The organism is Kribbella polygonati, from assembly GCF_050320105.1.
GTDB lineage: Bacteria > Actinomycetota > Actinomycetes > Propionibacteriales > Kribbellaceae > Kribbella.
Window position 1 is genome coordinate 531,500 of record NZ_CP190129.1, and the last position, 26,854, is coordinate 558,353.

Here is a 26,854-nt window from a genome sequence, read left to right on the forward strand (position 1 = left end):
CGAACCGCCCCTAGGTGAGGAGAGTTCATGAAGGTCCTATTAGCCGCCGTACTCACGGCGGCTGCACTGACTGTGCCCACGGCCCAGGCACTGGCCGCCCCGGGCCAGGCAGCTGCGATGCAACGCGACTTCGGCCTGAACGAGCAGCAGATGCAGCAACGCCTGGCAGCCGAGACCTCAGCAGCCAAGCTGCTCCCGGCTGCCCAGAAGGCAGCCGGCACTGCCTTCGGCGGAGCCTGGTACGACGCCACGACGCAGAAGCTCGTCGTAGGAGTCGCCGGCCAGGACCACGCGGCCGCCGTACGCGCCACAGGTGCCCAGGTGACCGCCGTACCGGTAACAGAGAAGGCACTGAACCAGCGCAAGGCTGCTGTCGACAAGCTGGCTGGTAAGGCAGTACCGGCCGCCGTCAGCGGCTGGGCGGCCGACCCGAAGTCAGGGACCGTGGTCGTCAACGTCCAAGCAGGTAAGCGTTCCAAGGCCGTCGACGCGTTCCTGGCCAAGCTAGGCGCCGTCACAGTCAAGGAGGTCGCTGCCGAGGCGCCTCGTACGTTCGCGGCCGGCACCGTCGGCGGTGACCCGTACTACGTCAGCAACATCCGCTGCTCGATCGGCTTCTCCGTGGTCGGCGGCTACGTCACCGCGGGGCACTGCGGGCGCAGCGGAATCGTGCGGGGCTGGGACGGCTCGGACCAGGGCTCGTTCCAGGGCTGGTCGTTCCCCGGCAACGACTATGCGTGGGTGTCGACGGGCTACGGCTGGTGGAACGTCGGCGTGGTCCTCGGCTGGGGACAAGTGAGCGACCAGCTCGTCCGTGGTTCGTGGGAGGCACCGATCGGTTCGTCGGTATGCCGCAGCGGCTCGACGTCGCACTGGCACTGCGGCACGATCCTGGCGAAGAACGAGACCGTCAACTACGGCAACGGCCAGCTGTTCTACGGCGCGACCAAGACCAACGTGTGCGCCGAGCCCGGCGACTCCGGCGGGTCGTTCATCACCGGTGACCAGGCACAGGGCGTCACGTCCGGCGGCTGGGGCAACTGCAGCAGCGGCGGCGAGACGTGGTTCCAGCCTGTCAACGAGATCCTGCAGACGTACCACCTGACGCTGCAGACCATGTGAGGACCAAGTGGGATCCCCTTGCGCACAAGGGGATCCCACGCGGTTCAGCAGAGTGGTACGCCGGGCAGCTGGGCGTTCGGATCGCTGATGTAGATGTTGCTGATGAAGCCGTTCTGGTCGCGCAGCTTCGACCACCAGTTGTTGGTGTACCCCTCGGCGTTCACGGTGTCGCCCTGCTTCTGGCAGAGCACCCACACCGAGGTCGGCCCGGACAGCGTGGTGACGACCGGCGAGTTCAGGTGCGCGTCGGAGCGGACGTTCACGCCGGAACCCCAGGTCATGTAGTTCTTGCCGGGGCCGGAGCAGCCGTTGTCGCTGGTCAGGTTGTACGAGCCGTACTGCGACGGGTACGCCAGCGCGGAGCCGTTGATGACGATGTTCTGGCCGACACCGTTGAGCAGCTGCTCGTAGTGGATGTGCGGGCCGGTGGAGTTCCCGGTACTGCCGGTGACCCCGATCTGCTGGCCCTGCGAGACGGCCTGACCGTCGGCGACCGAGTACGCGGACAGGTGGAAGTAGTACGTCTTCCACCCGCCGCCGTGCTCGACCGCGATGTAGTTGCCGGCTCCGCTCGGCTGCGAGAACCGGTACGCCGTACCGGCCGCGGAGGCGAGGACCGGCGTACCGTTCGTGGTCCCGCCGTCGGAGCGGACGAAGTCGAGAGCGCGGCGGACCTCACCGTCGTGGTGGCTGTAGGTCCAGCGTTGGCCACACGGGAACGGGGCCTTGAAGTTCGGCGCGGCCTGCGCCTGCGTCGGCACCGCCACCAGGGCGGCGGCGCCGAGCAGGAGCGAGGCGAGTACTGCGAGGATTCTTCTGGGCGGCATGTCGATCAGTGTCGGCGGTGAACCACTCACCGATCAACGGTTTGCGTCTGTACTTAAATGTCAGGCGGTTTCGTCCGGGACCGGCTCCAGCTTCGGGGCCTCGTCCTTCTTGGCGGCCAGCGAGTCGATCAGCTGCTTGGCCAGCGCGAAGCCGGAGCCGCCCATCGTGATCGTCTTCACCAGGGTGTCCTCGATGCCCTGCGCACCGTTCAGCACCACCATGTTGCCGACCTTCTCGAACGAGCTGGCCGCGGCGCTGACGATCTCCGGGTAGGCCTCGGCGAGCTGCTGCGCGACGACCGCCTCGGTGTTCGTGGCGAGCGCCTCGGCGCGGGCCTTGATACCGGCGGCCTCGGCCATCGCCTTGGCCTGCACGGCCGACGCCTCCGCCTTACCGGTGAGCTCGGTGGCCTTCGCCTGTGCCTCACCGCGGAGCTGGACCTCCCGGGCGTTCGCCTCGGCGGCCGCGATCTGCGCGTCCCGGGCCGCCTGGGCCAGGGTGCGCTGCCGGTACGCCTCGGCGTCGGCCGGCTTGAGCACCGACGACTCCAGCTGCTTCTCGGCCAGCGAGGCGTTCAGCTTCGCGGTCTCCGTCTCGGCGACGACGACCTCCTGCTTGGCCAGCGCCGCCGCCAGCGGGCCGGCCTGGAACGACTTCGAGGTGGCCTGGTCGACCTCGGCCTGGTAGCCGGCCTTGGCGATCTCGCTCTCCCGGATCGCGGCGGCCTTGGCCGCGGCCGCGACCTGCTCGCGCTCGGTCGCCTCCCGGTCCCGCTCGGCCTGCGCGATCCGGGCCTGCGCCTCGACCGCCGCGGCCTGCGGGCGGCCGAGGTTCTTGATGTAGCCGGACTCGTCGTCGATCTCCTGGATCTGCAGCGAGTCCACGACCAGGCCGAGCTTCTCCATGTCGCCGGCCAGCGAGCCGCGGATGTTCGTGGTCAGCGTCTCCCGGTCGTGCAGCATCTCCTCGACCGTGGTGGAACCGACGATCGCCCGCAGGTGACCCGCGAACAGTTCGTGGATGGTGCCCATCACCTGCTCGTCGCTCTGCTCCAGGAACCGCCGCGCGGCGTTCGCGATCGAGCCGTAGTCGTCACCGACCTTGTAGGCCGTGACGCCCTTGATGTGCAGCGGGATGCCCTGGCTGGACACGCAGGTGACGGTCAGCGGCGTGGCGCGGATGTCCAGCGGCAACCGCCGGACGGTCTGGAATCCCGGCAGCACCGAGGTGCCCCGACCGACCACGATCTTGAAGCCGAGCGTGTCGTTGACCTGGTCGTTGCTGGAGTGCGCGCCGAGGCCCGAGATGATCAGCGCCTCGTTCGGCTCCGCCACCCGCCAGACCATCCGGAACAGGATGAGCAGCACCACGACCGCGACGGCGGCGATGCCTACGTACGTCCAGAGCATTTCCCCTCCAAGGGAACGAAATTAAAGGGCGCGAGCGACGTAGACGGTGCGCGGTGGGTCGAAGTCGACGACGACCACCTGCGTCCCCACCTCCAGCACCTCGTCGGTCGCGGGGTAAGCGTAGAAGGCCTCGGTGGCACCCCGGACCGGCAGCATCACCTCGCCGACGATCCCGGGTGCGATGCGCCCGATGACCCGCCCCCGCTTGCCTACCATCTTGCCCCTCCGACGCACTTCCGGCTGCTCCAGTTCCCCGAATGTTAGGGCATGCCTCCTGATCCCACGCCTACTGCGGGGCACTCGGCACGGCATCTCGCCGCACGGGTGCAAAGGCCACGATGCTCCGCATCGAGACCTTCGCCCCCGCACGCCGAGCTACCGCACCGAGCACCTCCTCGCTACGACGTGGGATCAGGAGGCATGCCCTAGCTGGCCGTTCGACTTGTCGCCGCTGCGGCGCAGGAGGATCGTTGAGCTTGGAGACGGGAGGGACGCATGGGCGACGGCGTACTGGTCGGCGTCACCGAGCAAGGCGCCGACGACGCGCGCCTCGAGGAGCTCGCGCTGTTGCTGCGGCAGGAGCTGCTGTTGCTCGACGTGAACTCGGTCGAGTCGTACCGCGCGGGCCCCGCGCCGGAAGGCTCGAAGGGTGGCCTGGCCGCGGTCGCCGGCCTGCTGAACGTCTCGCTGGCCCCGGGGTTGCAGGCGCTCGGATCGGTGGTCGTGGTGATCCGGGAGTGGGTCCGCCGATCGGCCTCCGGGCGGACGGTGAAGCTCACCATCGACGGCGACGTGATCGAGCTGACCGGAGCGACCGGCGAGATCCAGCAGCAGCTGGTCGACGCGTTCGTACGACGGCACGCCGGCGCGGGCGAGTGAGATGGACGGCTCGCGGATCGCGCTGATCGTCGCCAACGACGAGTACGACGATCCGGGACTGCGGCGGCTGGTCGCGCCGGCGCAGGACGCGGTGGCGCTGGCCGCCGTGCTGGCGGACCCGTCCGTGGGCGACTTCGACGTGCGGGTGCTGCGGAACGAGTCCGCGCAGGAGATCCGCCTCGCGGTGGAGGACTTCTTCGCGGACCGGGTACCGGAGGACCTGCTGTTGCTGCACTTCTCCTGCCATGGTTTGAAGAACGCGGCGGGCGAGCTGTTCCTGGCGGTCGCGGACACGAAGCCGGCCCGGCTGGCCTCGACCGCGGTCGCCGCGGACTTCGTCAACCGGCAGATGGCGGACAGCCGGGCGCAACGGATCGCGCTGTTCCTGGACTGCTGTTACGGCGGCGCGTTCCCGCGCGGCATGGTCGTACGGGCTGCCGGTGAGGCACAGGTACGGGATGCTTTCGCCGGCCAGGCCGATGTCGGCGGAGGACGCGGTCGCGTGGTCGTGACCGCCTCCAGCGCGATGGAGTACGCGTTCGAGGGCGGCCAACTTGCGACGGACAGCGCACCGGCTCCGTCGGTGTTCACCGGCGCGGTGGTCGACGGCCTGACCACCGGGGAGGCGGACCGCGACGGTGACGGGTGGGTCGGGCTGACCGAGCTGGTCGGCTACGTGACCGACCGGGTCCGTCGGGTGACACCGAACCAGAATCCACAGATGTGGACGTTCGGCTCGCAGGGCGAACTCCTGATCGCCCGCAGCCGGGTCCGCCGGATCACTCCGGCGGCGCTGGCGCCGGAGCTCCTCGAGGCGCTGGAGAGTCCGTTGCCAGCGGCAAGGTTCGGCGTGGTCGACTACCTGCGCGAACGCCTCGCGGGCACCGATCTGAGTCAGGCCTACGCCGCCTGGCAGGCGTTGCTGCCGATGGTGAACGACGACAGCCGCCGGGTCGCGGAGGCGGCGACGGCCGCCGTGCAGACCGGTGTCGCACGGGTCACTCCCGCGGTCCTCGACCTCAGTGCGACAGGTACGGCGGAGGTGCGGCTCGAGGGTACGCCGATCGCGCTGACGGCCGTTGCCTCGGCCACCGTCTCGTGGTTGACGGTGGAGCAGGACGGTCCGGTGATCCGGGTCCGGGCGGACGGCGCCGGTACGGGCAAGGCGGCGGTCGTCCTCACCGGTCCCACCGGCGACCAGACGATCCCGGTCCGGATGACCGTGCCGGACCGGATGACCGTGCCGGACACCGGGTCCGAACCGCCCGCGCCGCCGCCGGAACCCCGGCCGGAGCCCGAACCGAGTCCCCGGCCCGAGCCACCGCGGACGCAGGAGGCCAGTTCCGCCGGCGAACCGGTCGCCGTCGCGCCACCGGCCGAACCGGGAATCGTGCCCTGGTGGGCGGTCGTCGTACTCGCGCTCGGCTCGGCCCTCCTGATGGTGGTGAACTGGCCGGGAGCAGCCGACTCCCGCAAGCTGTGGTACGACCCGGATCCGACCGGCTGGTACGTCTACCGCAGCTGGGCCGACCCGGAGATCCTCGCCGCGACGGCCGCGTTCCTGGCCGCGGCACTGGCACGTACGGCGGGTCCGGTCGCCCTCGGTGTGGTCGCCGGCTGCCTGCTCTCGATGCTCGAGGATGCGATCAGGATCCTCGGCGGCGGGATCAGTGCCGACGAGACCAGCGCCTGGACGGTCACCGCCGTACTGACCGCCGTCCTGCTCGTCGTACTGTTCGTTTCCCTCAGACCGCGGAGCTGGCCGATGCGTCCGGTTCCGCCGCCGTCCGCCGGCCTGGTGGTTGCCGGAGGCATCCTCCTGGTGGTGGGGCCGACGATCCAGGCCCCCAACGGCTACTCCCTGCTCACCGTCACGCCGTTGTTCCTGCTCGGACCTCTCGTGACCACCGCCCTCGCCTGGTCCGCGATCGCGAGCCCCTCGCGGACCTGGCTGAGTGCGGCCGCCGTGACGCCGGCGGTCCTCGGGGCGATCGGCGCCGCACCGCTCTGGACCCAAGGCCACTCGGTCCTGGTGTTCCTGCTTTACCTGTTCGGCAACCTGTTGATCGCCGCGGGAGTGCTCAGCCGCGGACGGCGCCTTCCGTCGCACCCTTGATGAACTGGCGGGCGAAGATCGCGAAGACGACCACCAGGGGGATCATCGCGAGCAGCGCGCCGGTCATCACCATGCTGTAGTCGACGCCGTGCGCGCGGTTCAGGGTGGACAGCGCGACCTGCAGCGTCAGGTGGTCCGGATTGGTGAGCACGATCAGCGGCCACATGTAGTCGTTCCAGGACCCGACGAACGTGAAGATGCCGAGGAACGCCAGCGCCGGCCGCGCGGACGGCAGCGCGACGTGCCAGTACGTGCCGAAGAAGCCGCAGCCGTCCAGTGTCGCCGCCTCGACCAGTTCGTCGTGGATCGAGTTCTGGAAGTACTGCCGCATCCAGAAGATCCCGAACGCGTTCGCCGCGCCCGGGATGATCAGCGCCTTCAGCGAACCGACCCAGCCGAGGATGGCCATCGTCTGGAACTGCGGCACGGCGGCCAGCTGCGCCGGCAGCAGCATCGTCGCGAGCAGGATCACGAACAGCGCGTTCCGCCCCGGGAACCGGAACTTCGCGAACGTGAACGCGGCCAGCGAGTCGAAGAACAGCACCAGCGCCGTCGTCGAGACCGCGACGATCGCGGTGTTCGCCATCGACTGGAAGAACGCGACGTTCGCCAGCACCTGATGGACGTTCTCGCCGAAGTGCCCGCCGAACGTGAACTTCGGCGGGAACCGGTAGATGTCCGCGGTCGTGTTCGACGCCATGATGACCGTCCACACGAACGGGAACATGAACACCAGCAGCGCCAGGATCAGAACGGTGTGCAGCGCGATCCCGCGCACCCTGCTCCGGATCATCGGTCCTCACCCCGTCCGCGGAAGATCCGCCAGTTGATTGCCGTGAACAACAGCACCAGCACGAAGATGCTCAGCCCGATGGCCGCGGCGTACCCGTAGTCGTTGTCGAGGAACGCGGCCCGGTAGAAGAACATCACCACGGTCATCCCGCTCTGCCCGGTGCCGCCGCTGTTGCCGACCATCACCTGCGGCTCGGTGAACGTCTGCAGGCCGCCGATCGTCGACATCATGACGGTGAACAGTACGACGGGACGCAGCTGCGGCAACGTGATCGAGAAGAACGTCCGTACGGCGCCCGCACCGTCCACCTTGGCGGCCTCGTACTGCTCGCGCGGGATCGCCTGCAGACCGGCCAGGTAGATCAGCGTGTTGTACCCGACCCACTGCCAGACGATCATCGCGGTGATCGCGATCTTGATGCCCCAGGGCTGCCCGAGCCAGTTCTGCTGCGGGATGCCGAGCGACCGCAGCGCGGCGTTCACCAGACCGAAGTTCGTACTGAAGATCGAGCTGAAGAAGATCGCCATCGCGACCAGCGAGGTGACGTTGGGGATGAAGTACGCGATCCGGTAGACGTTGGTGAACCGGACCGCGGACTGCAGCATCACCGCGAGCACCAGCGCGAGTACCAACGTCGGCACCGTGGACATCACGAACAGGACGACGGTGTTCTCCAGCGCCTGCCAGAAGGTCGGATCCTTGACCAGGAACGCGAAGTTGCTGAGCCCGGTGAACTTGCGGGCACTCAGCCCGTCCCAGCGCTGGAACGCCAGCACGATGGTGGACAGCACCGGGTACAGCCCGAACACCGCGAACAACACGTAGAACGGCGACAGCGCCAGGTAGAACCGCCAGTACGACCAGATCCGCCTCCGGGGAACCGCCGCCGTCACCGTGGGTCTGGTCACCGTCGCCGTGGCGGTCACTGCACTCCCTGCCGTTTGGCGATCGCCTTCGCCTTCGACACCGCCGACGCCCAGGCCGCATCCGACGTCTTGGACCCGGTCTGCACGGTCTTCAGCTCGTCGTGGAACGGTCCCGCGACCGAGTCGTCGAACGGGCTCTGGTACGCGACCGGGATGTTCTTGGCCGCCGGGCCGAAGATGTCGATCGGCACCTGGCCGCCGAAGAACGGGTCCTTCGCCTTCAGCTCCGGCTTGTCGTACGCCGCCGGCGCGGACGGGAAGATCTGCGCGTCGGTGAACGCCTTCGCCTCGTTGTCGGCGCTGAGCATGTACTTGATCACGTCGAACGCCTTCTGCGGATCGGCGGCGTTCTTGGTGATCGCGAGGAACGAGCCGCCGAAGTTCGCCGGACCGCCCGGGGTCGGCGCCAGCCGCCACTTGCCGGCCGTCTTCTTCACCGCGGACTTGATGTCCAGCGCGAGCCAGGCGGCACCGGTGATCGTCGGGATCGTGCCCTGGTCGAGGCCCGCGTTCCAGTCCGGGCTGCCGCTCGAGGTCCGGCCGTCGATCTTCAGCGTCATCGCCTTGACCGAGGTGTCCCAGGCCTTGCGGATGTGGTCCTGGTCGCCGATGAACTTGTTGTCCTTGGAGATGTACCGCTCGGTGCCCTGGCCGACCACCATGTCGTAGAGGTCGGTGGCGTCCGGGATCAGCGGCGCCTTCGGGTTCTTGGCCTTCAGCTGGACGCCGGCGTTGAAGAAGTCGTCCCAGCTCTTCAGTTGCTCGGCGACCTGGGCCGGGTCGCTCGGCAGCCCGGCGGCGGCGAAGATGTCCTCGCGGTAGTACAGCGCGGTCGGGCCGACGTCGATCGGCAGCCCGATCACCTTGCCGTCCAGCGTGGTGGCCTGCTTGACCTTCCAGTCCAGGTAGTCGCCGAGCACGGAGTCCGCGCCGACGGTCTTCAGGTCCACGAACCGCTCCGCCTGGGGCAGCAGCGACGCGATGTCCTCGCCCTTCAGGCCGGTGATGTCCGGGATCGACGTACCGCCGTTGAACGTGGTGATCAGCTTCTGCTTGAAGTCGCCGCCGATCTCGGAGTACTTGATCTTCGGGTCCGGGAAGTGCGCGATCGTGTCCTTCAGCACGGACTGGCCGAGACCGCCCGGCCAGCACCAGAACGTCAGCTCGGTGGCGGCGTTCTTCTTGGCCGGCGCGCCGGCGTTGTTCATCCCGGACGAGCAGCCGACGAGCGTGCCACCCGCTACGGCCGCGAAGCCCCCGAGCAGCGTCCGACGAGAGAGGTTCATTCGGTTTACCTTCCTGAGTGAGCGCTGATCAGCGCTTCCAGTTGGTGTTGATCGGGGTTGGCTTCCTGCCAGGCCGCGAGGTCGGCCCAGCGCGGCGCGGCGTCCGCACCGCCGAGCCGGGTGACCGAGATCGCCGCGGTGAGTGCGGCGAACCGCACCCGTTGCTCGAGCGGCAGCTCCCAGAGCGTGCCGGCGATGAAGCCGGCGGCGAACACGTCACCCGCCCCGGTGGTGTCCGCCGCCGGGACCGGATAGGCCGGTACGTCGACGTACTGCCCGCCGGCCGCGTCGAGAGCGATGGCACCGGCGGCGCCGTTCGACACGACGACCAGCGGAACCTTCTCCGCCAGCCGGCGGATCGCCTGTTCGGGGGAGTCCGTCCGGGTGTAGTGCATGGCCTCGTCGGCGTTCGGCAGGAACACGTCACAGTGCTCGAGCTGATCGAGTACGGCGGGATCCCACTGCTCGCTCGGGTCCCAGCCGACGTCCGCGAACACCGTGCTGCCGGCCGCCTTCGCCTTGGCCAGCCACTCGTTCGGCCACGGACCGATGTGGGCGGCGACCGCCCGGGCGGCCGGTGCGGAGGCGATCAGGTCGTCGGCCGACAGCGGGGGAGTGGTGCCGCGGGTGACCAGCGCCCGGTCGTTGTCGTAGGCAAGGGCCACGGTGAGCGGGGTCGGCCAGTCCGGGAGCTTGCGGGACAGTCCGAGGTCGATGCCCTCGGCACTCAGCCCGGCCCACACCCGGTCGCCGAGGTCGTCCGCGCCGAACGCGGCGGCCATCCCGGTGCGCAGCCCGAGCCGGGCGAGCGCGACCGCGAAGTTCGCGATCCCGCCCGGGCTCTCGTGCGACTCGGTCGCCCACACCTCGGTCCCGGGCCGTGGCGCCGTGGGCAGCCCGAGCACCAGGTCCTGGAAGACCAAGCCCGACACCACGACGTCCAGTTGATGCATCTGCAGCCACACTCCTGCATGGTCGATCAAACTCGTGCATGAATCTTGAAACTTGTGCGCATGATCCGCAATACCTGCTCATGACTTTGACTGAAAATGACGGAGTTTGCGTGATACGGTCTGGGTGTGTTGCCGAAGCAGCGACAGGATCAGATCGTCCGCGCCCTCCGGGCCGACGGCGCCGGCGGCGTGAAGGTGCTGGCCGCGAAGCTCGGGGTCAGTGAGGCGACCATCCGCCGCGACCTCGAGCAGTTGCACGCCGAGGGCCGGTTGACCCGGGTGTACGGCGGCGCGCTCGCGGTCGACGGCGGCGACGAGCCGTTCGCGGAAGTCAACGCCGTCCATGCCGAGGAGAAGGACCGGATCGCCCGCCGCGCGGCCGAGCTGGTGACCGACGGCGAGTCGCTGCTGCTCGACATCGGTACGACGGCACTCCGGGTGGCGCAGCACCTGCACGGGCGGTCGTTGACCGTTGTCACCAGCAACCTCGCCGTACTGGACGAGCTGGAGAACGACGAGCAGATCGAGCTGATCGTGCTGGGCGGGTTCGTCCGGCGGAGCTACCGGTCGCTGGTCGGGTACCTGACCGAGGAGAGCCTGCGGCAGATCCACGTCGACTGGCTGTTCCTCGGTACCAGCGGGGTCCGGCCCGACGGCAGGGTGATGGACAGCACGATGATCGAGGTGCCGGTGAAGCGGGCGATGATCAACGCGGCGGACCGGGTCGTGTTGCTCGCGGACCGGACCAAGTTCCCGGGCCACGGGGTGGCGCGGGTCTGCGAACCGGGGGAGCTGAGCATGGTGGTGACCGAGTCCGGCGCCGACGAGGCGACCCGGGCCCAACTGGCGGAAGCGGGAGTGCAGGTGGTTCTGGCGTGAACAGGCGGATCCAGGGGGTGTTGCTGTGCGACTGACGATTCTCGGTGGCGGCGGGTTCCGGGTCCCGCTCGTCTACCACGCCCTGCTCGGCGACCACGGCCCTGGCCGGATCACCGACGTGATGCTCTACGACACCGACCGCACCCGCCTGTCGGCGATCGGTGCAGTACTCCGCCAGCAGGCGGCGGCCGCGACCGAGCCGCCCGCGGTGACGGAGACAACCGACCTCGACGAGGCCCTTCGCGGCGCCGACTTCATCTTCTCGGCGATCCGGGTCGGCGGCCTCGACGGCCGCACCGTCGACGAACGGGTCGCCCTCGGCCTCGGTGTCCTCGGCCAGGAAACGGTCGGCGCCGGCGGCATCGCCTACGGTCTTCGCACCATCCCAGTCGCCCGGCAGATCGCCCAGCGCATCGCGGCCGTCGCGCCGGACGCCTGGACCATCAACTTCACCAACCCCGCAGGCATGGTCACCGAAGCAATGACCCCGTTCCTGGGCGATCGGGTGATCGGCATCTGTGACTCACCTTCGGGGCTCGGGCGGCGCGCGGCTTTGGCACTGGGCGTGGACCCGTCAACCGCGTTCTACGACTACGCCGGCCTCAACCACCTCGGCTGGCTCAGGGGCCTCAAGTCCGGCGGCATCGACCGCCTGCCGGATCTACTACAGTCCTCCAGGGCGCTGTCCTCCTTCGAGGAGGGCCGGCTGTTCGGCGCGGACTGGCTCCGCTCGATCGGCTCGATCCCGAACGAGTACCTGCACTACTACTACTTCGCCCGCGAGACCCTCAACGCGGTATCCGCCGTACGTCAGACCCGCGGCGCGTTCCTCCTCGACCAGCAGTCCGCGTTCTACGCCGACACCGGGCAGCACCCGGACCAGGCGCTCGAGCTGTGGCAGAAGACCCGGGCCGAGCGCGAGTCGACGTACATGGTGGAGAGCCGCGAGATCGCCGACGCGGGGGAGCGGGACGAGCGCGACATGGCCGCGGGCGGCTACGAACAGGTGGCGCTGTCGCTGATGCGGGCGATCGGGCACAACGAGCGCGCGTCGCTGATCCTCAACGTCCGCAACCGCGGCGTACTGCGGCACCTGGACGACGACGCCGTCGTGGAGATCCCGTGCACGGTGGACGCCAACGGCGCCCTGCCCGTGACGGTCTCCCAGCTCACCGACCACCAGGCCGGCCTCGTCTGCTCGGTGAAGGCCGTCGAGCGGACCACGATCGAGGCGGCCGCGTCGGGCTCCCGGGACGCCGCCGTACGGGCGTTCGCCTGGCATCCGCTGGTCGACTCGGTGACGGTCGCCCGCGAACTGCTGGACGGGTACGTCGAACAGCTCCCGGACCTGGGGTACCTGCGCGGCTGAGGCCGACCTGATGCCGATTGGTGTCCACGGTCTGGGATCTGGCACAATGTCAGGCTGAGTCCGTCCAGGTTTCGTGCAGCCCTCTAACTCCACGTTCCCGGTGCGGCCCGTTCGAGTTGTCAGGCGTTGTCCCCACGACGCGTTGCGCTGCTCACCCAGTCTGTAATTTCCAAGGGAGACCACCCAAAAGTGGCAGTCAAGATCCGTTTGAAGCGCATCGGCAAGAAGCGCACCCCGCACTACCGCATCGTCGTCATGGACGCCCGCACCAAGCGGGACGGCCGGGCGATCGAGGAGATCGGGATCTACAACCCGAAGACCGAGCCGTCGTTCATCCGCGTCGAGTCGGACCGGGCGCAGTACTGGCTGGGCGTCGGCGCGCAGCCGAGCGAGGCCGTCGAGGCGATCTTCAAGGCCTCCGGCGACTGGCAGAAGTTCAAGGGCCTGGAGGCCCCGGCGCCGCTGCGCGTCAAGGAGCCGAAGCGGGACAAGCAGGAGATCTTCAACGAGGCGCTGGCCGAGGCCCACGGCTCGCTGAAGACCGAGGCCGTCACCGCCAAGAAGACGGCGAAGAAGGCCGAGAAGAAGGACGACGCCGCCGAGGCCCCCAAGGCCGAGGACGCGCCGAAGGCTGACGAGGCCAAGGCCGAGGAGCCGAAGGCCGACGAGGCTGCGGCCGAGACCACCGAGGCCTGACGATGATGGAGACCGAGGCGCTCGAGCACCTGGTCCGAGGCATCGTGGACAACCCCGACGACGTCAGCGTCCGGGCCCGGAACCTGCGGCGTGGACGCACCCTCGAGGTGCATGTCCACCCCGACGACATCGGCAAGGTGATCGGCCGCAACGGCCGCACCGCCACCGCGATCCGCACCGTCGTCGGCGCCCTCAGCTCCGAGTCCTCGCTGCGCATCGACTTCGTCGACGAGTTCAACCGGCGTCCGCGCCGCTGACCTCAGCAGTCCACACGAAGGGCCGCCCCCGAACCGGGTGCGGCCCTTCGTCTTGTACTCCGTTTCCCCACCCCCGCCTACTCGCGCTTCTCGGTGCGGCTGGTGTGACAGCTGTCGCGTGAAATGCGACAGAATGTCCAGCATCGCTGGACGAACTGGCCAGTGGGACTTCCTGGAAGGGTTTTGCAGTGCTGGTGACAGTCGGTCGGATCGGGCGGGCGCACGGGATCAAGGGTGAGGTCGGGGTCGACGTGCGGACCGACGAGCCGGAGCGGCGGTTCGCGGACGGCGCGGTCGTCGTGACCGACGCCAAGGTGTCCCGGACGCTGACCGTGGCCGCGAGCCGCTGGCACAGCGGGCGGCTGCTGGTGAAGTTCGCCGAGGTGCCGGACCGGACCGCCGCGGAGCAGCTGCGGAACCTGTTCGTCCAGTCGGAGGTCGACGGCGACGAGCGCCCGGAGGACCCGGAGGAGTACTACGACCGCGACCTGGTCGGCCTGGCGGTACGGACCACCGACGGCGCGGGCGTGGGCGAGGTCGTCGACATCGTGCACCTGCCGGCCCAGGACCTGCTGGAGATCCGCCGTACGGCGGGCAACGTGGTGATGGTCCCGCTGGTCGAGGAGCTCGTCCCGGAGATCAACGTCGACAAGCGGTACGTCGTGGTGGCCGACCGGCCGGGCCTGCTGGACCCGGAGGGCGCCGAGGTGGTCCCGACCGATGAGGCTTGACGTCGTCTCGATCTTCCCGGAGTACCTGGCCGCGCTGGACGTCTCGCTGGTGGGCAAGGCGGCCAAGAGCGGCCTGCTGGACGTCCACCTGCACGACCTGCGCGACTGGACCCAGGACCGGCACCGGACCGTCGACGACACCCCGTACGGCGGCGGAGCCGGCATGGTGATGAAGCCCGAGCCCTGGGGGCAGGCGTTGGACGCCCTGGCGCCCGTGGACGGCCCTGCACAGCCCCGGTTGATCGTTCCGACGCCTGCTGGTCGCCCTTTCACTCAAGAGCTCGCTTATGAGCTGGCCGCGGAGCCCTGGCTCGCCTTCGCCTGCGGCCGGTACGAAGGCATCGACGCGCGCGTGGCGTCGTACGCGGCGGAGCGGATGCGCGTCGACGAGGTCTCCATCGGCGACTACGTGCTGAACGGCGGCGAGGTCGCCGTACTCGTGATGGTCGAGGCCGTGGCCCGGCTGCTGCCCGGCGTGATCGGCAACCCGGAGTCACTGGCGGAGGAGTCGCACTCCGGGGACGGCCTGCTCGAGTACCCGGTGTACACGAAGCCCCCGGCCTGGCGCGGGCACGACGTACCGGAGGTCCTGCTCTCCGGGAACCACGGCCTGATCGCGGAGTGGCGCCACGAGGAGTCGGTACGCCGTACCGCCGAACGCCGGCCGGATCTGCTGGCGGCGTGGGGCGACGTACTGTCCGGTCAGGACGGGCTGGAAGGTGTGCGTGTCCTGCCCGCGACGGTGGACGACGCCGGCGAGATCCACGTACTGCAGCTGGCCGCGTTCCTGTCCGAGGCGCGGCTGTACGACGACTACACGATCCCGCCGTTGACGGACGACCCGGCGGCGACCGTGGCCCGCGTGGAGCGTGGCGGCGTACTGAAGGCCGTGGCCGGTACCCGCATCGTCGGATCGGTCCAGCTGGTCGTTGACGAGGCCGTCGGGCATGTCGAGCGGCTGATCGTCGCCCCGGACTGGCAAGGCCGCGGCCTCGGCGCCCGGCTGCTGCGTGCCGCCGAACAGCTCGCGCCGGCCGAGGTCACGTCGTACGCGCTGGACACCGGTGCGCTGAGCGACCGGAACCTGGCCTTGTACCGGAAAGCGGGGTACCGGGAGACCGGCCGGGAGGCGCAGACGCCGAAGGTCGACCTGGTGCACCTCGCGAAGCGCCGTCGCCGTAAGTAGCTCGCCCCGGCTGATTTCGTCACCGTGTAGGGCGTGTGGCAAGATTGTCTGCTGCTGCCCTTCGGTGCTCCTGCCACAGGGGGTGACCACCGACCGGCAGCCTTCTGATGACTTCATCACCACCGAGATTCGTGGGTGACCTGTGGCACGCGCGAGAAAGAGACACCTGAAGATGAGCAACATCCTGAACGAGCTCGACAACGCGAGCAAGCGCGACGACATCCCCGCCTTCCGCGCCGGTGACACCGTCAAGGTGCACGTCAAGGTCGTCGAGGGCAACCGGTCCCGCGTCCAGGTCTTCCAGGGTGTCGTGATCCGCCGCCACGGTGGTGGCCTGCAGGAGACCTTCACGGTCCGCAAGGTCAGCTTCGGCGTCGGTGTCGAGCGGACCTTCCCGCTGCACACCCCGATCGTCGACAAGATCGAGATCGTCACCCGCGGCGACGTCCGCCGCGCCAAGCTGTACTACCTGCGCGAGCTGCGCGGCAAGGCGGCGAAGATCAAGGAGAAGCGCGAAGTACCGGCCTCCTGACGCCGCGTAACGACGACGGTCACCGATGGCGCCGAGCACTGCGACTCGCGCTCGCCCTCGCCCGGTATCCAAGAGGGCACGTCGCAGCAAAGGGCGGCATCGCAGGCTGAAGCAGCGGAACCCGCTGCTCAGCCTGCTCGTCGAGATGAGCACCGTCACGGTGCTCGCGCTCGTCATCACGGTGGTCCTCCGGCTGTTCGTCGCCGAGGCGTTCTACGTCCCGTCCGAGTCGATGTACGACACGTTGACCAAGGACGACCGGATCCTCGCCGAGAAGATCAGCTACATGCACCGCGACGTCCAGCGCGGTGACATCGTCGTGTTCAAGGACCCGGCCAACTGGCTGAACGAGGCGCCCACCGAGCCGGGCACGCTGCGCCGGATCGGCGAGTTCGTCGGCATCCTGCCGCGCAGTGGCGAAGGTCACCTGGTGAAGCGGGTGATCGGGATCGGCGGCGACCGGGTGATCTGCTGCAACAAGCAGGGCCAGATCACCGTCAACGGCATCGCGCTCGACGAGCGCGAGTACCTGCTGAAGGACGCCAAGCCGTCGGAGTACCCGTTCAACGTCCTGGTCCCGGCTGGCCACCTGTGGGTGATGGGCGACAACCGGGCCGATTCGGCCGACTCCCGGGCACACATGGGCGGGCCCGGCGGCGGGTTCGTACCGGTCGAGAACGTGGTTGGCCGGGCTTGTTGCGTAATCTGGCCGTCTGACCGGATGACGATGCTGCGTCCTCCGGATACCTTCAAGAAGCCGGGGCTGAAGAAGTGACCGATACACCGACCAAGCCGGACGCCAAGGACACCAAGCCCGCCCACCGCTCGGGTTTCGCGGCGGCGGCCCGCGAGTTCGTGCTGATCGTGGTCGGCGCCCTGATCGTCTCGTCGATCCTGCGGGCGTTCGTCGGGCAGATGTTCATCATCCCGAGCGAGTCGATGGAGAACACGCTGCTGGTCGGTGACCGGGTCGTGGTGGAGAAGCTCACCGACGTGAAGCGCGGTGACGTGGTCGTGTTCGAGGACCCGGGCGGCTGGCTGGGCCAGGAGGAGAGCGGCCAGAAGCGCGGCTCGATCGGCCGGTTCTTCGAGATCGTCGGCCTGCTGCCGGACTCCAGCCACGGCCACCTGATCAAGCGCCTGATCGGCATGCCGGGCGACAAGGTGGCCTGCTGCGACAGCAAGGGCCGGATCTTGGTGAACGGCCAGCCACTGGACGAGACCAGTTACCTGTATCCCGGGGATGCCCCGTCCCAGATGGACTTCCAGGTGACCGTCCCGGCCGGCCGGATCTTCGTGATGGGCGACCACCGGTCGGCCTCCGGCGACTCCCGCGTGCACCTGCAGGACCTGGACGCGAACGGCGGCAACCAGGGCGACGCGGCGTTCGTACCGCTCGACAAGGTCACCGGACGGGCGATAGCCGTCGTCTGGCCGGCCAACCGCTGGGCCAAACTCGGCGTCCCCGAGACGTTCAAATCGGTCCCGGCTCCCGGTCCCGCACCGGACAAACCCTCGATATCCCTGACGCCACCGCCCAAGTGACGTTCTGTCCCCCTTGGCGCCTAGGGTAAGTCGTGTGATGCGGAGGGTTGGATGAGCGCGCTGCCGCGCGGAAGCACGGTACGGCGAGACGCCGGGCTGTACGGGTACGAGCGGGCGCTGCGACGCGTCGGCCTGGATCCGATCGCCGGCGTCGACGAGGCCGGTCGTGGGCCGTGTGCGGGCCCGCTGGTGGCGGCCGCGGTGATCCTCCCGGAGGGCAAGCGCGGTCAGATCCCGGAGCTGGCCGACTCCAAGCTGCTGACCGCGAAGGCCCGGGAACGGTGCTACGAGCAGATCCGGCAGCGGGCGCTGGCCTGGTCGGTGGTCGCGATCGAGGCGCCCGAGTGCGACCGGCTCGGCATGCACGTCGCGAACGTGGAGGCGCTCCGCCGGGCGCTGTTCCGGCTCGACGTCCGCGCGGAGTACGTCCTCACCGACGGCTTCCCGGTCGACGGTCTCGGCGTACCCGGGCTGGCGATCTGGAAGGGTGACCGCGTGGCGGCTTGCATCGCGGCCGCCTCCGTGATCGCCAAGGTGACCCGGGACCGGGTGATGGAGCACTGGGACAAGGAGTACCCGCAGTACGGGTTCGGCATCCACAAGGGTTACTGCACCCCGGAACACCAGGCGGCACTGGACGAATACGGCCCGTGCCCACAACATCGACGGCGGTTCGAGAATGTCCGCCGCAGTCTGCGGCCCGATATGGGACAGAATGTGACCAGTCCCACCGGAGTGGAGAGCCTGTCTGTGAGCGAGCGTAGCGAGCGAACCAACAACACTGCCGCCTCCAGCGCTCATGCCGGAGCCGAGCGCAGCGAGGTGCAGGCATGAGCGCTGACGACCTTGAGAAGTACGAGACCGATATGGAGCTCCAGCTCTATCGGGAGTACAAGGACGTCGTCGGGATCTTCAAGTACGTCGTCGAGACCGAACGGCGCTTCTACCTGTGCAACGCGGTCGACCTGAAGGTCCGCACCGAGGGCGGCGACGTGTACTTCGAGGTCACGATGGCCGACGCCTGGGTCTGGGACGTCTACCGTTCCGCCCGCTTCGTGAAGAACGCGAAGGTGGTCACCTTCCGCGACGTCAACATCGAAGAACTCGCCAAGTCCGACCTCGAGGTCCCCAAAGACTCCGACTTCGGCCGCTGACACCACCCCCACTCAGGTGGTGTCCGGCGCGGGGCTGGCGGGTAGCAGGCGCCAGCCGGTTTCGTCGTGCTCGACCATGGAGAGCGCGGCCAGGAACTCCAGGCACTCCTGGGTGGTCTGCACGTCGAGGCCCGCGGTGACGGCGATACGGGCGACCGGCGCGGACTGTACGACAGGCACCGCGTCCAGCGTGCGGCGGTGGTCGTGGTCGAGTTGGTCGTACGGCGTGGTCGGCGCGACCGCACGTGGCGCCAGGCGGGTGCCCAGCGGAGAGATCGCCTCGATGACCTCGGCGACGTTCGTCACGAGGACCGCGCCTCGCTCACGGACGAGCAGGTGGGTGCCTTCGGACATTCGGGACGTGACAGGACCCGGTACGGCGAGGACCGCTCGACCGCACTGCTCCGCCCAGCCCGCGCTGTTGAGAGCCCCGCTTCGCACTGCTGCCTCGATCACGACAACGCCAAGGGTGGCTGCCGCGATCAGGCGATTGCGCGCCAGGAACCTGAGCCGGGTCGGCGCGGATCCGGGCGGGAGCTCGCTCACGAGCAGACCCCGCTCGGCGATCAGGCTCAGCAGCGCCGAATTCCGTCGCGGGTAGAACTGGTCGACACCGCACGCCAGCACGGCGACCGTGACTCCCGACGTGCTGAGCACGCCGCGGTGCGCCGCCGCATCGATTCCGAACGCACCCCCGGACACGACGGCGAACCCGCTATCGGCGACTCCGGACGAAAGCTCCGCCGCGACATGCTCGCCGTACGACGAACACGCGCGCGAGCCGACCACCGCGACAGACTGTCTCAGCGTCTTCCGGAGATTGAGCGGACCCCTGACCCACAGCCCGAACGGCACCCCGGCGCGGCGGCCGAGCTGCCCCGCCTCGGCCAGCACCTCGATCTGGTCCGGCCACTCGTCGTCGCCCGGAATCACGAATCGCCCGCCGATCGCAGCCGCCCGCTCGAGATCACGCTCCGGCTCGACCTCGGCCAGCCGCGCCCACCAGCGTTCGGTCCCGCGAGCCTTCCGCCGCAGCACGTCCCAGATCTCCGCCGCGGCCATGCCGTCGAATGCCTTCAACGCGTTGAGGTCACCCGGCTCGACCACCCGCGACAACCCCACTCGCGCCAGCCGGTCGTCACCCCCGTCCCCGCAGCCCACCAACTGTCCCACCGCCCGCCCGCCACCAGCCCCCGCTCCAGAACCCGCTCCCAGACGATCCGATCCCACAGTCCCTCCCAGATGACTGGTCGCTCCCGCAAACCCGCCGAGTACCTCAGACGACCAGTCATTCACCGGCTCAGCCGCGACATCCGTAGCCGCGACATCCGTAGCCATGCCATCCGCAGCCGTGCGATCCGCAGCCGTGCGATCCGCAGCCGTGCGATCCGTAGCCGTGCCCTCCGCAGGCCCTACATCCGCTGCCGTGACAGCCGCAGGCGTGCCCTCCGCAGGCCCTACATCCGCCGCCATGACATCCGCAGGCGTTACATCCGCTGCCGTGACAGCCGCAGCCGGCAGGACGCCGACGCCGGCGACAAGCCTCGCTGCGCCGGCCGGAAGAAAACCGACGCCGGCCGTAAGCCTTGCTGCGACGGCCGGAAGGCAGTCCCGAAGTGCCCTGGGCCCGGACGCACGGCGCGGACTCGCCGGGGCCGCCGTGGCGAACCTCGCCGAGCCTCGGCCCGCGAACGCAGGGGTTGTGGTTGCGAGCGCTGGGGGAGTGGTGGCTGACGTTCTGGGGGCCGGGGAGGCGCCCGCTCGGATTGCTGGGGCTGGTGAAGTGCTCGCTCGGATTGCCAGGGCTGGGGGAGATCCAGGGGTGGTGATGGGGTGGGGGTTCATGAGGTGGGTCCTTTGAGGGGGCGGGTGTCGGCGAGGGGGGTGAGGAGTTCGCCGGTGCGGAGTTGGAAGGCTTCGTGGGTGAGGTCGACGGTTGGGTGCGTGGCGCCTTGGAGGTCGGCGAGTGTCCAGGCGAGGCGGACTACGCGGTCCAGGCCGCGGGCGGTGATGCGGCCGGCGGCGTACAGGTCTTCGAGGAGCTTTTGGCCGGCGTCGTTCAGTGGGTGCTCGCGGCGCATGACCGGGCCTGGCACCTCGCTGTTGAGGATCCAGCCGGTGGTCTTGTAGCGGAATGCCTGTCGGTCGCGGGCGTCTTGGACGCGGGCGGCGACAACGGCGGTCGACTCGGATGCTTCGCCGGCGGTGATCGTCCGAGCCGCCGGGAGGATGTGCCGCTGGATGTCGAGGCGGTCCTTGATCGGGCCGCTGATTCGTTGCCGATAGCGCATAAGTACTTGTGGCGTACAGGTACAGGACGAGCCCAGGTCTGTCCCGGAAAGCCCGCACGGGCAGGGATTCGCTGCCATGACGAGCATGAACCTGGCCGGGAACTTGGCGACCGCCGCGGCGCGATGGATCTCGATGTATCCGGACTCGAGCGGCTGGCGCAGCGTGTCGAGGGTCAGCGGGTGCATCTCGGCTGCCTCGTCGATGAACAGCACGCCGCGATGTGCGCAGCTGATCGCTCCTGGACGGGGCACACCCGAGCCGCCGCCCACAAGGCTGGCCAGCGATGCGGTGTGATGCGGGGCGATGAACGGTGGTCGGGTCACGAGCTCCGCATCGCTGGTCAGCAGGCCGGCCAGCGAATGCACCGCCGAGACTTCCAGCGAGTCCTCCATCGACAAATCCGGCAGTAACCCACCGAGACGCTCGGCCAGCATGGTCTTTCCGGACCCCGGTGGTCCGTGCAGGAACAGGTTGTGGCCGCCGGCGGCCGCGGCTTCGATCGCGCGCCGCCCGTCGCGGTGGCCGATGACGTCGTCGAGGTCGACATCGGGAACGCGGGTCAGCGACTCGGACAACAGCCGTGGCTCGGCCCGTGACGGCTCCTCGTCGGGGACCTCGACGCCGCGCAACAGCGCGAGCACCTGCCGCAGTGAGCGCACGCCGTACACGTCGATGCCCGGAACCAGCCGTGCCTCGTTGGCATTCAGGTCGGGCACGACGATCCGCTCGAAGCCGGCTCGGGCAGCGGCCAGTGTCATGGCAAGTGCGCCGCGGACCTCCCGGACCCGGCCGTCGAGGCCGAGCTCGCCGATGATCGCGGTCTGCCGGAGCGCGGCATGGGCGACGACGCCGGCCGCGGTGAGCAGGCTCAGCGCGATCGCAACGTCATAGTGCGAGCCGGTCTTGGGAAGGGTGGCGGGTGACAGGCCGATGGTGATCTTGCGATCGGGGAATCGTTCGCCACTGTTGACGACCGCGGCGCGGACGCGGTCGCGGGCCTCGGTGAGCGAGGCGTCCGGCAGGCCGATGAGAGTCGTCTTCGGCAGGCCTTGCGAGATGTCGGTCTCGACCTCGACCAGGTGGCCCTCCAGACCGACGAGGGCGACGGACCAGGCGTGGGCGAGTGCCATCAGGCTGCGCCCCGGAGGTGGTCGACGGTCGGCGGTGTGTTGTTGTCGAAGACGACCGCGATGACGTCGATCCGGATCGCCGATGGGCGGACCTCGTGGGTCTGCAGCCAGCGTCCGGCCAGCTTGCGGAGGGTTGTGAGCTTCTTGTAGGTGATCGACTCCAGCGGCGAGCCGTAGTTGCGCCCACGGCGCGTCTTCACCTCGCACACGACCAGCGTGCTGCCTTCGCGGGCGACGATGTCGATCTCGCCCAACTGGCACCGCCAGTTGCGCTCCAGCACGGTGAAACCGTTGCTGGTCAGATACCTCGCGGCGAGATCTTCGCCGTACTTCCCGACTGCTGTCTTGGTCCGCATTCGTGACCACCTCCGGCAGAGAAGATGCCGGGATCGGGCCGCGAATCAGCGGTCACTTCTCCGCTGTGGACAACCTCAGTTGCGCATGTGTTTGCCGCGGTTGGACTTCTGCGCCTGTTGTTCGGGGGGGGTGCGGATGGCGCGGAGTTCGGTGGAGTGGTCGTGGCCGGAGCGGATCGCCTGAAGGCCGCCGGTGCCGGGATCGGTGTCGCCGAGGTCGAAGTCCCAGCTGTCCTCGTTGGCGAGGCGGCTGTGCCAGCGGCCGTAGAGGCCGTAGATCGTGATGCCGATGCCCATCCACACCAGGAACTTGATCCAGCTACCCGTCTTCATGTTGAGCATCAGCCACACGGTCGCCGCCAGCGAGAGCAGCGGGATCAGCGGGACCAACGGCACCCGGAAGCCACGCTCCAGGTTGGGCTCCGTGCGGCGCAGGCGGAGCACGCCGACAGCGCAGAACGCGAAGCAGAACAGGGCGCCGATGACCAGCAGCTCCTCGAGGTCCAGCACCTTCGGGTACAGCGTCAGCACCAGCGCGGCGATGCCGGCGGCGGCCGCGGCACGTGCGGGGGACGAGTACACCCGGCTGACCCGGCCGAGGCTCTTCGGCAGCAGGCCGTCGCGGCCCATGTTGAACAGCACTCGGCTCTGCGCGATCAGCACCACCATGATCACGGTCATCAACGCGAGCAGCGCGCCTACGTTGACGACGTTCGCGGCCCAGCCGACACCGACCGAGGCGAGCGCCTCGGAGACCGGCGCCTTGCCGCCGAGCTGCCCGTACGGGCGCATGCCGACCAGGACGACGGCCATCGCGATGTACAGGATCGTCACGGCGCCGACGCCGAGCAGCATGCCCTGCGGCACGGTCTTGCGCGGGCTACGGGCGTCCTCGGACGCGGTCGCGATCAGGTCGAACCCGATGTAGGCGAACACGATCGTGCTCGCCGCCGTGAAGACGCCCATCATCCCGAACGAACCGAACGAGGAGTCCAGGATCCAGCCCAGCACCGTCGGATCCGCCATCGCGGGCGCGGCCCGGGCCGGCGGGATGAACGGGTGGTAGTTCTCCATCTTGATGTGGGTCGCGCCGACGACCACGACGAGCAGGATCACCGCGACCTTCGCGATCACGACGATCGTCAGCACCCGCGACGACAGCTTGGTGCCGGTCACGATCAGCGCGGTGAGGATCAGCAGCAGCAGCGGGGCGACCAGGTTCACCTTGGCCTCGGGCCCGAAGAACTGCGCGATACCGCTCGGCAGCGTGACGCCGAACCCGTCGAGCGTGGCGAGGAAGTACGCCGACCAGACGCGCGCGACGATCGCCGCCGCGGTGACGAGTTCGAGGACGAGTGCCCAGCCGACCAGCCATGCCCACGCCTCGCCGAACGTCACGTAACTGAACGTGTACGCACTGCCGGAGACCGGGATCGTCGACGACAGTTCGGCGTAGCAGGCCGCGGCCAGCAGGCAGACGATCGCGGCGATCACGAACGACAGGATCACTGCCGGTCCGGACACGTTCGCTGCCTGAACGCCGCTGATGCTGAAGATGCCGGAGCCGATCATCACGCCCAGGCCGAGTACAACCAGGTCGCGACGACCGAACAGCCGCGGCAGACGGTGCCGTGCGTCCTCGACTCGAGTGAACGCCGACTCGACCGGCAGGCGCCGGCCTACGGTCTGTCCGTTCGCTGAGGGGGCCATGGTCAGGGGTGCCTCCGTTGCTACTAGGGCAATCGGGCCGAACAGTAGTCGACCGTCGGGCTATCGACCAGACCTCCTCTTCTCGGCCCCCGCGCGGTGCCTTGCAGTGCCGGGCCGCCTCACGCATCGTCGAGGGATGACGCCGGACGAAGTCAGCGGAAACCGTTCCATGCCGGAAAGTTTCGCTGTGTTACTTGCTGACTACGAAAGGCATCTGACGGCGGAAAGAGACCTCAGCACTCACTCCGTGAGAGCCTACATCGGAGATGTGGCGGATTTACTCGAACATTTGATTCGGCTTGGTCACGATGACCTCGAGGGCCTCGATATCCGGGGTCTGCGGTCCTGGCTGGCCAAACAGCAAAGTCTGGGGAAATCCCGCAGCACGATGGCCCGCCGGGCGACCGCCGCAAGGGTGTTCACCGGCTGGGCACGGCGGACCGGGCGCATCAGTACGGATCCCGGAGCGTTGCTCGCCAGCCCGAAGGCGCACAAAACGCTTCCGGGGGTGCTCGGCCAGGCCGACACCCGGACGGTGCTCGACGCCGCCGCGGTCGCCGCGGACGACGGCAGTCCGGTCGGGCTCCGCGACCTGGCGATCATGGAGCTGCTGTACGCCACCGGGATCCGGGTCGGCGAGCTGTGCTCCCTCGACGTCGACGACATCGACCGGGAGCGGCGCGTCGTCCGGGTGTTCGGCAAGGGCCGGAAGGAGCGGTCGGTGCCGTACGGCGTCCCGGCGGGCGAGGCGATCGATCGGTGGCTGGCCGAGGCGCGGCCGCGGCTCGTACGCGAGGGAAGCGGGCCGGCGGCGTTCCTCGGGGCGCGCGGCGGGCGGATCGATCAGCGGACGGTACGGCGGATGGTGCACCAGCGGGTGGCCGTCGTCGACGCGGATCTGGCGCCGCACGGGCTGCGGCATACCGCGGCCACCCACCTGCTGGAAGGCGGAGCGGATCTGCGCAGCGTGCAGGAACTGCTCGGTCACGCGTCCCTGGCGACCACGCAGATCTACACCCACGTCTCCACCGACCGGCTGCGGCAGGCGTACCAGCAGGCACACCCCAGGGCATGACCGAGGGCCGAATGCGGCGGGTGGGTGCCGGAATACGGCAGACTTCGGGACATGCGGGTTTCGGCGAAGTCTGACTATGCGTTGCGAGCTCTGATCGAGATCACCCAGCGATGGGTGGCCAACGACCATTCGGTGGTGTCGGCCGAGGAGTTGAGCCGGGCGCAGGGCATTCCGCACGGGTTCCTGCAGGGGATCCTCGCCGACCTGCGCCGGGCCGGGGTGCTGTCCAGCCAGCGCGGTCAGTCCGGCGGGTGGCGGCTGGCGGTCGACCCGAACGAGATCTCGGTCGCCGACGTGATGCGTGCGGTCGACGGCCCGATCGTGAGCATCTCGGGCGTCCGGCCGGAGAGCGTCACGTACAACGAGCACGCGGTGGTCCTCCAGCGGGTCTGGATCGCGGCGCGGGCCAGCCTCCGCGACGTCCTCGAGAACACCACGCTGACCGATCTCGCCCGGAACAAGCTCCCGGCCGGCGTCGAGCGCCGCTCGCGGGACGAGGACGCCTGGCAGGCGCGGGTCCCGGGGAGCTGACCCAATGCTACAGTCGTGACTTATATAAGCCGCGACTTTAGGGGATGAGCGATGGCCGAGCAGCAGATCAAGACGTTCCTGATGTTCGAGGGCGGCGCGGAGAAGGCGATGAACTTCTACCTGTCGCTGTTCGACGACGCCGAGGTCGTGTCGATGCACAAGTACGGCGCCGAGGGGCCCGGTCCCGAGGGATCGGTGATGGTCGCCGTGTTCCGGCTGGCCGGGCAGCAGTTCATGTGCAGTGACAGCTTCCAGCATCATGGATTCACCTTCACGCCTTCGATGTCGTTCTTCGTGGACTGTGCGGACGAGGCCGAGCTCGAGCGGCTGTACAACGCGCTGGTCGAGGGTGGGGGCGCGCTGATGCCGCTGGGGGAGTACGGGTTCAGCAAGAAGTTCGGCTGGGTGAACGACCGGTTCGGGGTGTCGTGGCAGCTGAACCTGCCGCACCAGTAGGGCTCAGGGGCGTCTGATCACCAGGCCCGCGGCGAGCGTGAGCGCGGCCGTCACAGCGATGATCAGCTTCGCCGCGCGCCGATTCCGGTAGCCCGCGTCGCCGATCCGGGGCTGCGGCCCGCCGATCCGGGGCTCCGACCCGCCCGTCGGGGCTGGGATGGTCCGGGCGGCGCCCGTCGAGGGTGCGGCTGTGAGGGGGAGTAGGCGGACCGGGCGGCTGGGGAGCAGACTCAGGGGATCGAGGTACTGCTTCGCCTGGAGCAGGCCCCAGTGCAGGCACGCTCTCGGCAGGCAGTGCGAGCCGACAGCGGACAGCCGCCCGATGACGGTCCCGGTGCGGACGGACGTCCCCACCGGTACATCGGCGACGACGGGCTCGTACGTCGTACGGCGGGCGCCGTACGTGATCGTGACGACGCCGCGGCCGGCGACGGGACCGGCGTACGTGATCGTGCCGGGGGTGGCGGCGAGGACCGGTTGGCCGGGTCGGCCGGCGAGGTCGACGCCGCGGTGGCCGGGGAGCCACGGCTTCGCGGGGAGCTCGAAGCCGTGGACGATCTCGGGGCGGGGATCCAGGGGCCACCCGGCGACGGGTCCGGTGGGGGGTGGGGCCGGCGTGGAGAAGGCGATGGTCATGCCGGAG

At 69.0% G+C, this 26,854-nt stretch carries 29 protein-coding genes; 17 read left to right on the top strand and 12 right to left on the bottom strand.

Translation table 11 applies throughout. The features are described from left to right. Positions 1 to 27: 27 nt before the first annotated feature. Positions 28 to 1,122 (top strand): S1 family peptidase, encoded by a 1,095-nt coding sequence (locus tag ACQHIV_RS02460; protein ID WP_427891226.1) that lies wholly within the window; start codon positions 28 to 30, stop codon positions 1,120 to 1,122. Positions 1,123 to 1,166: 44 nt separating this feature from the next. Here the strand turns inward: ACQHIV_RS02460 and ACQHIV_RS02465 are convergent, their stop codons facing one another. The 3 genes from ACQHIV_RS02465 to ACQHIV_RS02475 are packed head-to-tail and all read right to left on the bottom strand — an operon-like array spanning position 1,167 to position 3,575. Further along, the gene (locus ACQHIV_RS02465; RefSeq protein ID WP_427891227.1) at positions 1,167 to 1,979 is read right to left on the bottom strand and encodes a peptidoglycan DD-metalloendopeptidase family protein; all 813 of its coding nucleotides are present in this window, start codon (positions 1,977 to 1,979) and stop codon (positions 1,167 to 1,169) included. 30 nt (positions 1,980 to 2,009) lie between these two features. Then, the gene (locus ACQHIV_RS02470; protein ID WP_427891229.1) at positions 2,010 to 3,359 is read right to left on the bottom strand and encodes a flotillin family protein; all 1,350 of its coding nucleotides are present in this window, start codon (positions 3,357 to 3,359) and stop codon (positions 2,010 to 2,012) included. A gap of 21 nt (positions 3,360 to 3,380) precedes the next feature. Further along, positions 3,381 to 3,575, bottom strand: a complete 195-nt coding sequence (locus ACQHIV_RS02475) for a hypothetical protein (RefSeq protein ID WP_325037628.1) — start codon at positions 3,573 to 3,575, stop codon at positions 3,381 to 3,383. Between the two features lie 279 nt (positions 3,576 to 3,854). Between ACQHIV_RS02475 and ACQHIV_RS02480 the strand changes: the two genes are divergently transcribed. Continuing rightward, entirely contained in the window at positions 3,855 to 4,238 is a 384-nt protein-coding gene (locus tag ACQHIV_RS02480; protein ID WP_427891231.1) for an effector-associated constant component EACC1, read from the top strand. Between the two features lies 1 nt (position 4,239). Then, positions 4,240 to 6,354 carry a caspase family protein gene (locus ACQHIV_RS02485; protein ID WP_427891233.1) on the top strand — a complete coding sequence of 705 codons (2,115 nt, stop codon included), beginning with the start codon at positions 4,240 to 4,242 and terminating at the stop codon, positions 6,352 to 6,354. Here the strand turns inward: ACQHIV_RS02485 and ACQHIV_RS02490 are convergent. Genes ACQHIV_RS02490 through ACQHIV_RS02505 form a run of 4 tightly spaced genes read right to left on the bottom strand, consistent with a single transcriptional unit; the run spans position 6,320 to position 10,312 of the window. Continuing rightward, positions 6,320 to 7,144, bottom strand: coding sequence for a carbohydrate ABC transporter permease (locus ACQHIV_RS02490; protein WP_427896393.1), 825 nt, complete (start codon positions 7,142 to 7,144; stop codon positions 6,320 to 6,322). The genes ACQHIV_RS02485 and ACQHIV_RS02490 overlap by 35 nt on opposite strands. Then, positions 7,144 to 8,073 carry a carbohydrate ABC transporter permease gene (locus ACQHIV_RS02495; RefSeq protein ID WP_427891235.1) on the bottom strand — a complete coding sequence of 310 codons (930 nt, stop codon included), beginning with the start codon at positions 8,071 to 8,073 and terminating at the stop codon, positions 7,144 to 7,146. Before ACQHIV_RS02495 ends, ACQHIV_RS02490 begins: the two co-directional genes overlap by 1 nt. Continuing rightward, on the bottom strand, positions 8,070 to 9,359 hold the full coding sequence (locus ACQHIV_RS02500; RefSeq protein WP_427891237.1) for an ABC transporter substrate-binding protein: 1,290 nt from the start codon (positions 9,357 to 9,359) through the stop codon (positions 8,070 to 8,072). The genes ACQHIV_RS02495 and ACQHIV_RS02500 overlap by 4 nt, the downstream gene beginning before the upstream one ends. A 5-nt stretch (positions 9,360 to 9,364) precedes the next feature. After that, positions 9,365 to 10,312 (bottom strand): carbohydrate kinase family protein, encoded by a 948-nt coding sequence (locus ACQHIV_RS02505; RefSeq protein ID WP_427891239.1) that lies wholly within the window; start codon positions 10,310 to 10,312, stop codon positions 9,365 to 9,367. 126 nt (positions 10,313 to 10,438) lie between these two features. Between ACQHIV_RS02505 and ACQHIV_RS02510 the strand changes: the two genes are divergently transcribed. The 11 genes from ACQHIV_RS02510 (at position 10,439) to ACQHIV_RS02560 (ending at position 18,661) form a co-directional block, all read left to right on the top strand. After that, positions 10,439 to 11,191 (top strand): DeoR/GlpR family DNA-binding transcription regulator, encoded by a 753-nt coding sequence (locus ACQHIV_RS02510; RefSeq protein ID WP_427891241.1) that lies wholly within the window; start codon positions 10,439 to 10,441, stop codon positions 11,189 to 11,191. Between the two features lie 25 nt (positions 11,192 to 11,216). After that, on the top strand, positions 11,217 to 12,560 hold the full coding sequence (locus ACQHIV_RS02515; RefSeq protein ID WP_427891243.1) for a 6-phospho-beta-glucosidase: 1,344 nt from the start codon (positions 11,217 to 11,219) through the stop codon (positions 12,558 to 12,560). Between the two features lie 189 nt (positions 12,561 to 12,749). After that, positions 12,750 to 13,256, top strand: coding sequence for a 30S ribosomal protein S16 (rpsP, locus tag ACQHIV_RS02520; RefSeq protein WP_427891245.1), 507 nt, complete (start codon positions 12,750 to 12,752; stop codon positions 13,254 to 13,256). 5 nt (positions 13,257 to 13,261) lie between these two features. Beyond that, positions 13,262 to 13,513: an RNA-binding protein gene (locus ACQHIV_RS02525; RefSeq protein WP_131292053.1), complete on the top strand. Its 252-nt coding sequence runs from the start codon at positions 13,262 to 13,264 to the stop codon at positions 13,511 to 13,513. Positions 13,514 to 13,701: 188 nt separating this feature from the next. Beyond that, positions 13,702 to 14,244: a ribosome maturation factor RimM gene (gene rimM / locus ACQHIV_RS02530; RefSeq protein ID WP_427891247.1), complete on the top strand. Its 543-nt coding sequence runs from the start codon at positions 13,702 to 13,704 to the stop codon at positions 14,242 to 14,244. Then, the gene (gene trmD / locus ACQHIV_RS02535) at positions 14,234 to 15,430 is read left to right on the top strand and encodes a tRNA (guanosine(37)-N1)-methyltransferase TrmD (RefSeq protein ID WP_427891248.1); all 1,197 of its coding nucleotides are present in this window, start codon (positions 14,234 to 14,236) and stop codon (positions 15,428 to 15,430) included. The genes rimM and trmD overlap by 11 nt, the downstream gene beginning before the upstream one ends. A gap of 172 nt (positions 15,431 to 15,602) precedes the next feature. After that, positions 15,603 to 15,962, top strand: a complete 360-nt coding sequence (gene rplS, locus ACQHIV_RS02540; protein ID WP_427891250.1) for a 50S ribosomal protein L19 — start codon at positions 15,603 to 15,605, stop codon at positions 15,960 to 15,962. 145 nt (positions 15,963 to 16,107) lie between these two features. Further along, entirely contained in the window at positions 16,108 to 16,737 is a 630-nt protein-coding gene (gene lepB / locus ACQHIV_RS02545; protein WP_380196323.1) for a signal peptidase I, read from the top strand. Further along, a complete protein-coding gene (gene lepB / locus ACQHIV_RS02550; RefSeq protein ID WP_427891252.1) occupies positions 16,734 to 17,507 on the top strand; it encodes a signal peptidase I in 774 nt (257 codons plus the stop codon). The genes lepB (ACQHIV_RS02545) and lepB (ACQHIV_RS02550) overlap by 4 nt, the downstream gene beginning before the upstream one ends. Positions 17,508 to 17,558: 51 nt before the next feature. Continuing rightward, a complete protein-coding gene (locus tag ACQHIV_RS02555; RefSeq protein ID WP_427891254.1) occupies positions 17,559 to 18,341 on the top strand; it encodes a ribonuclease HII in 783 nt (260 codons plus the stop codon). Next, positions 18,338 to 18,661, top strand: coding sequence for a DUF2469 domain-containing protein (locus ACQHIV_RS02560; RefSeq protein ID WP_012922325.1), 324 nt, complete (start codon positions 18,338 to 18,340; stop codon positions 18,659 to 18,661). Before ACQHIV_RS02555 ends, ACQHIV_RS02560 begins: the two co-directional genes overlap by 4 nt. 12 nt (positions 18,662 to 18,673) lie before the next feature. Here ACQHIV_RS02560 and dprA read toward each other — a convergent pair whose 3' ends face one another. The 4 genes from dprA to ACQHIV_RS02580 form a co-directional block, all read right to left on the bottom strand. Next, on the bottom strand, positions 18,674 to 19,834 hold the full coding sequence (gene dprA, locus ACQHIV_RS02565; protein ID WP_427891256.1) for a DNA-processing protein DprA: 1,161 nt from the start codon (positions 19,832 to 19,834) through the stop codon (positions 18,674 to 18,676). Positions 19,835 to 20,502: 668 nt separating this feature from the next. Next, a complete protein-coding gene (locus tag ACQHIV_RS02570) occupies positions 20,503 to 22,083 on the bottom strand; it encodes a YifB family Mg chelatase-like AAA ATPase (RefSeq protein WP_427891257.1) in 1,581 nt (526 codons plus the stop codon). Continuing rightward, entirely contained in the window at positions 22,083 to 22,439 is a 357-nt protein-coding gene (locus ACQHIV_RS02575; RefSeq protein ID WP_427891259.1) for a YraN family protein, read from the bottom strand. The genes ACQHIV_RS02570 and ACQHIV_RS02575 overlap by 1 nt, the downstream gene beginning before the upstream one ends. A gap of 75 nt (positions 22,440 to 22,514) precedes the next feature. Then, positions 22,515 to 24,149: an APC family permease gene (locus ACQHIV_RS02580; RefSeq protein ID WP_427891260.1), complete on the bottom strand. Its 1,635-nt coding sequence runs from the start codon at positions 24,147 to 24,149 to the stop codon at positions 22,515 to 22,517. 136 nt (positions 24,150 to 24,285) lie between these two features. Here ACQHIV_RS02580 and ACQHIV_RS02585 point away from each other — a divergent pair, with 136 nt between their 5' ends. From ACQHIV_RS02585 to ACQHIV_RS02595, 3 genes are read left to right on the top strand one after another with little or no spacing between them, the layout of a single operon-like run. Then, positions 24,286 to 25,224, top strand: coding sequence for a tyrosine recombinase XerC (locus tag ACQHIV_RS02585; RefSeq protein ID WP_427891261.1), 939 nt, complete (start codon positions 24,286 to 24,288; stop codon positions 25,222 to 25,224). A 51-nt stretch (positions 25,225 to 25,275) separates the two neighbouring features. After that, positions 25,276 to 25,755 (top strand): RrF2 family transcriptional regulator, encoded by a 480-nt coding sequence (locus ACQHIV_RS02590; protein ID WP_209694222.1) that lies wholly within the window; start codon positions 25,276 to 25,278, stop codon positions 25,753 to 25,755. 51 nt (positions 25,756 to 25,806) lie between these two features. Continuing rightward, entirely contained in the window at positions 25,807 to 26,211 is a 405-nt protein-coding gene (locus tag ACQHIV_RS02595) for a VOC family protein (protein ID WP_427891262.1), read from the top strand. 3 nt (positions 26,212 to 26,214) lie between these two features. On the opposite strand, the gene ACQHIV_RS02600 is transcribed toward ACQHIV_RS02595, so the two are convergent. Further along, positions 26,215 to 26,847 (bottom strand): M23 family metallopeptidase, encoded by a 633-nt coding sequence (locus tag ACQHIV_RS02600; RefSeq protein WP_427891263.1) that lies wholly within the window; start codon positions 26,845 to 26,847, stop codon positions 26,215 to 26,217. Positions 26,848 to 26,854 lie beyond the last annotated feature (7 nt).

What these genes read in the sequence shown, in the direction of transcription:
- ACQHIV_RS02460 (WP_427891226.1), top strand. Translation starts at nt 28, where the DNA reads ATGAAGGTCCTATTAGCCGCCGTACTCACGGCGGCTGCACTGACTGTG.
- ACQHIV_RS02470 (WP_427891229.1), bottom strand. Translation starts at nt 3,359, where the DNA reads ATGCTCTGGACGTACGTAGGCATCGCCGCCGTCGCGGTCGTGGTGCTG.
- ACQHIV_RS02475 (WP_325037628.1), bottom strand. Translation starts at nt 3,575, where the DNA reads ATGGTAGGCAAGCGGGGGCGGGTCATCGGGCGCATCGCACCCGGGATC.
- ACQHIV_RS02480 (WP_427891231.1), top strand. Translation starts at nt 3,855, where the DNA reads ATGGGCGACGGCGTACTGGTCGGCGTCACCGAGCAAGGCGCCGACGAC.
- ACQHIV_RS02485 (WP_427891233.1), top strand. Translation starts at nt 4,240, where the DNA reads ATGGACGGCTCGCGGATCGCGCTGATCGTCGCCAACGACGAGTACGAC.
- ACQHIV_RS02500 (WP_427891237.1), bottom strand. Translation starts at nt 9,359, where the DNA reads ATGAACCTCTCTCGTCGGACGCTGCTCGGGGGCTTCGCGGCCGTAGCG.
- ACQHIV_RS02505 (WP_427891239.1), bottom strand. Translation starts at nt 10,312, where the DNA reads ATGCATCAACTGGACGTCGTGGTGTCGGGCTTGGTCTTCCAGGACCTG.
- ACQHIV_RS02525 (WP_131292053.1), top strand. Translation starts at nt 13,262, where the DNA reads ATGGAGACCGAGGCGCTCGAGCACCTGGTCCGAGGCATCGTGGACAAC.
- trmD (WP_427891248.1), top strand. Translation starts at nt 14,234, where the DNA reads ATGAGGCTTGACGTCGTCTCGATCTTCCCGGAGTACCTGGCCGCGCTG.
- rplS (WP_427891250.1), top strand. Translation starts at nt 15,603, where the DNA reads ATGAGCAACATCCTGAACGAGCTCGACAACGCGAGCAAGCGCGACGAC.
- lepB (WP_380196323.1), top strand. Translation starts at nt 16,108, where the DNA reads ATGAGCACCGTCACGGTGCTCGCGCTCGTCATCACGGTGGTCCTCCGG.
- ACQHIV_RS02555 (WP_427891254.1), top strand. Translation starts at nt 17,559, where the DNA reads ATGAGCGCGCTGCCGCGCGGAAGCACGGTACGGCGAGACGCCGGGCTG.
- ACQHIV_RS02560 (WP_012922325.1), top strand. Translation starts at nt 18,338, where the DNA reads ATGAGCGCTGACGACCTTGAGAAGTACGAGACCGATATGGAGCTCCAG.
- ACQHIV_RS02570 (WP_427891257.1), bottom strand. Translation starts at nt 22,083, where the DNA reads ATGGCACTCGCCCACGCCTGGTCCGTCGCCCTCGTCGGTCTGGAGGGC.
- ACQHIV_RS02575 (WP_427891259.1), bottom strand. Translation starts at nt 22,439, where the DNA reads ATGCGGACCAAGACAGCAGTCGGGAAGTACGGCGAAGATCTCGCCGCG.
- ACQHIV_RS02580 (WP_427891260.1), bottom strand. Translation starts at nt 24,149, where the DNA reads ATGGCCCCCTCAGCGAACGGACAGACCGTAGGCCGGCGCCTGCCGGTC.
- ACQHIV_RS02585 (WP_427891261.1), top strand. Translation starts at nt 24,286, where the DNA reads ATGACGCCGGACGAAGTCAGCGGAAACCGTTCCATGCCGGAAAGTTTC.
- ACQHIV_RS02590 (WP_209694222.1), top strand. Translation starts at nt 25,276, where the DNA reads ATGCGGGTTTCGGCGAAGTCTGACTATGCGTTGCGAGCTCTGATCGAG.
- ACQHIV_RS02595 (WP_427891262.1), top strand. Translation starts at nt 25,807, where the DNA reads ATGGCCGAGCAGCAGATCAAGACGTTCCTGATGTTCGAGGGCGGCGCG.
- ACQHIV_RS02600 (WP_427891263.1), bottom strand. Translation starts at nt 26,847, where the DNA reads ATGACCATCGCCTTCTCCACGCCGGCCCCACCCCCCACCGGACCCGTC.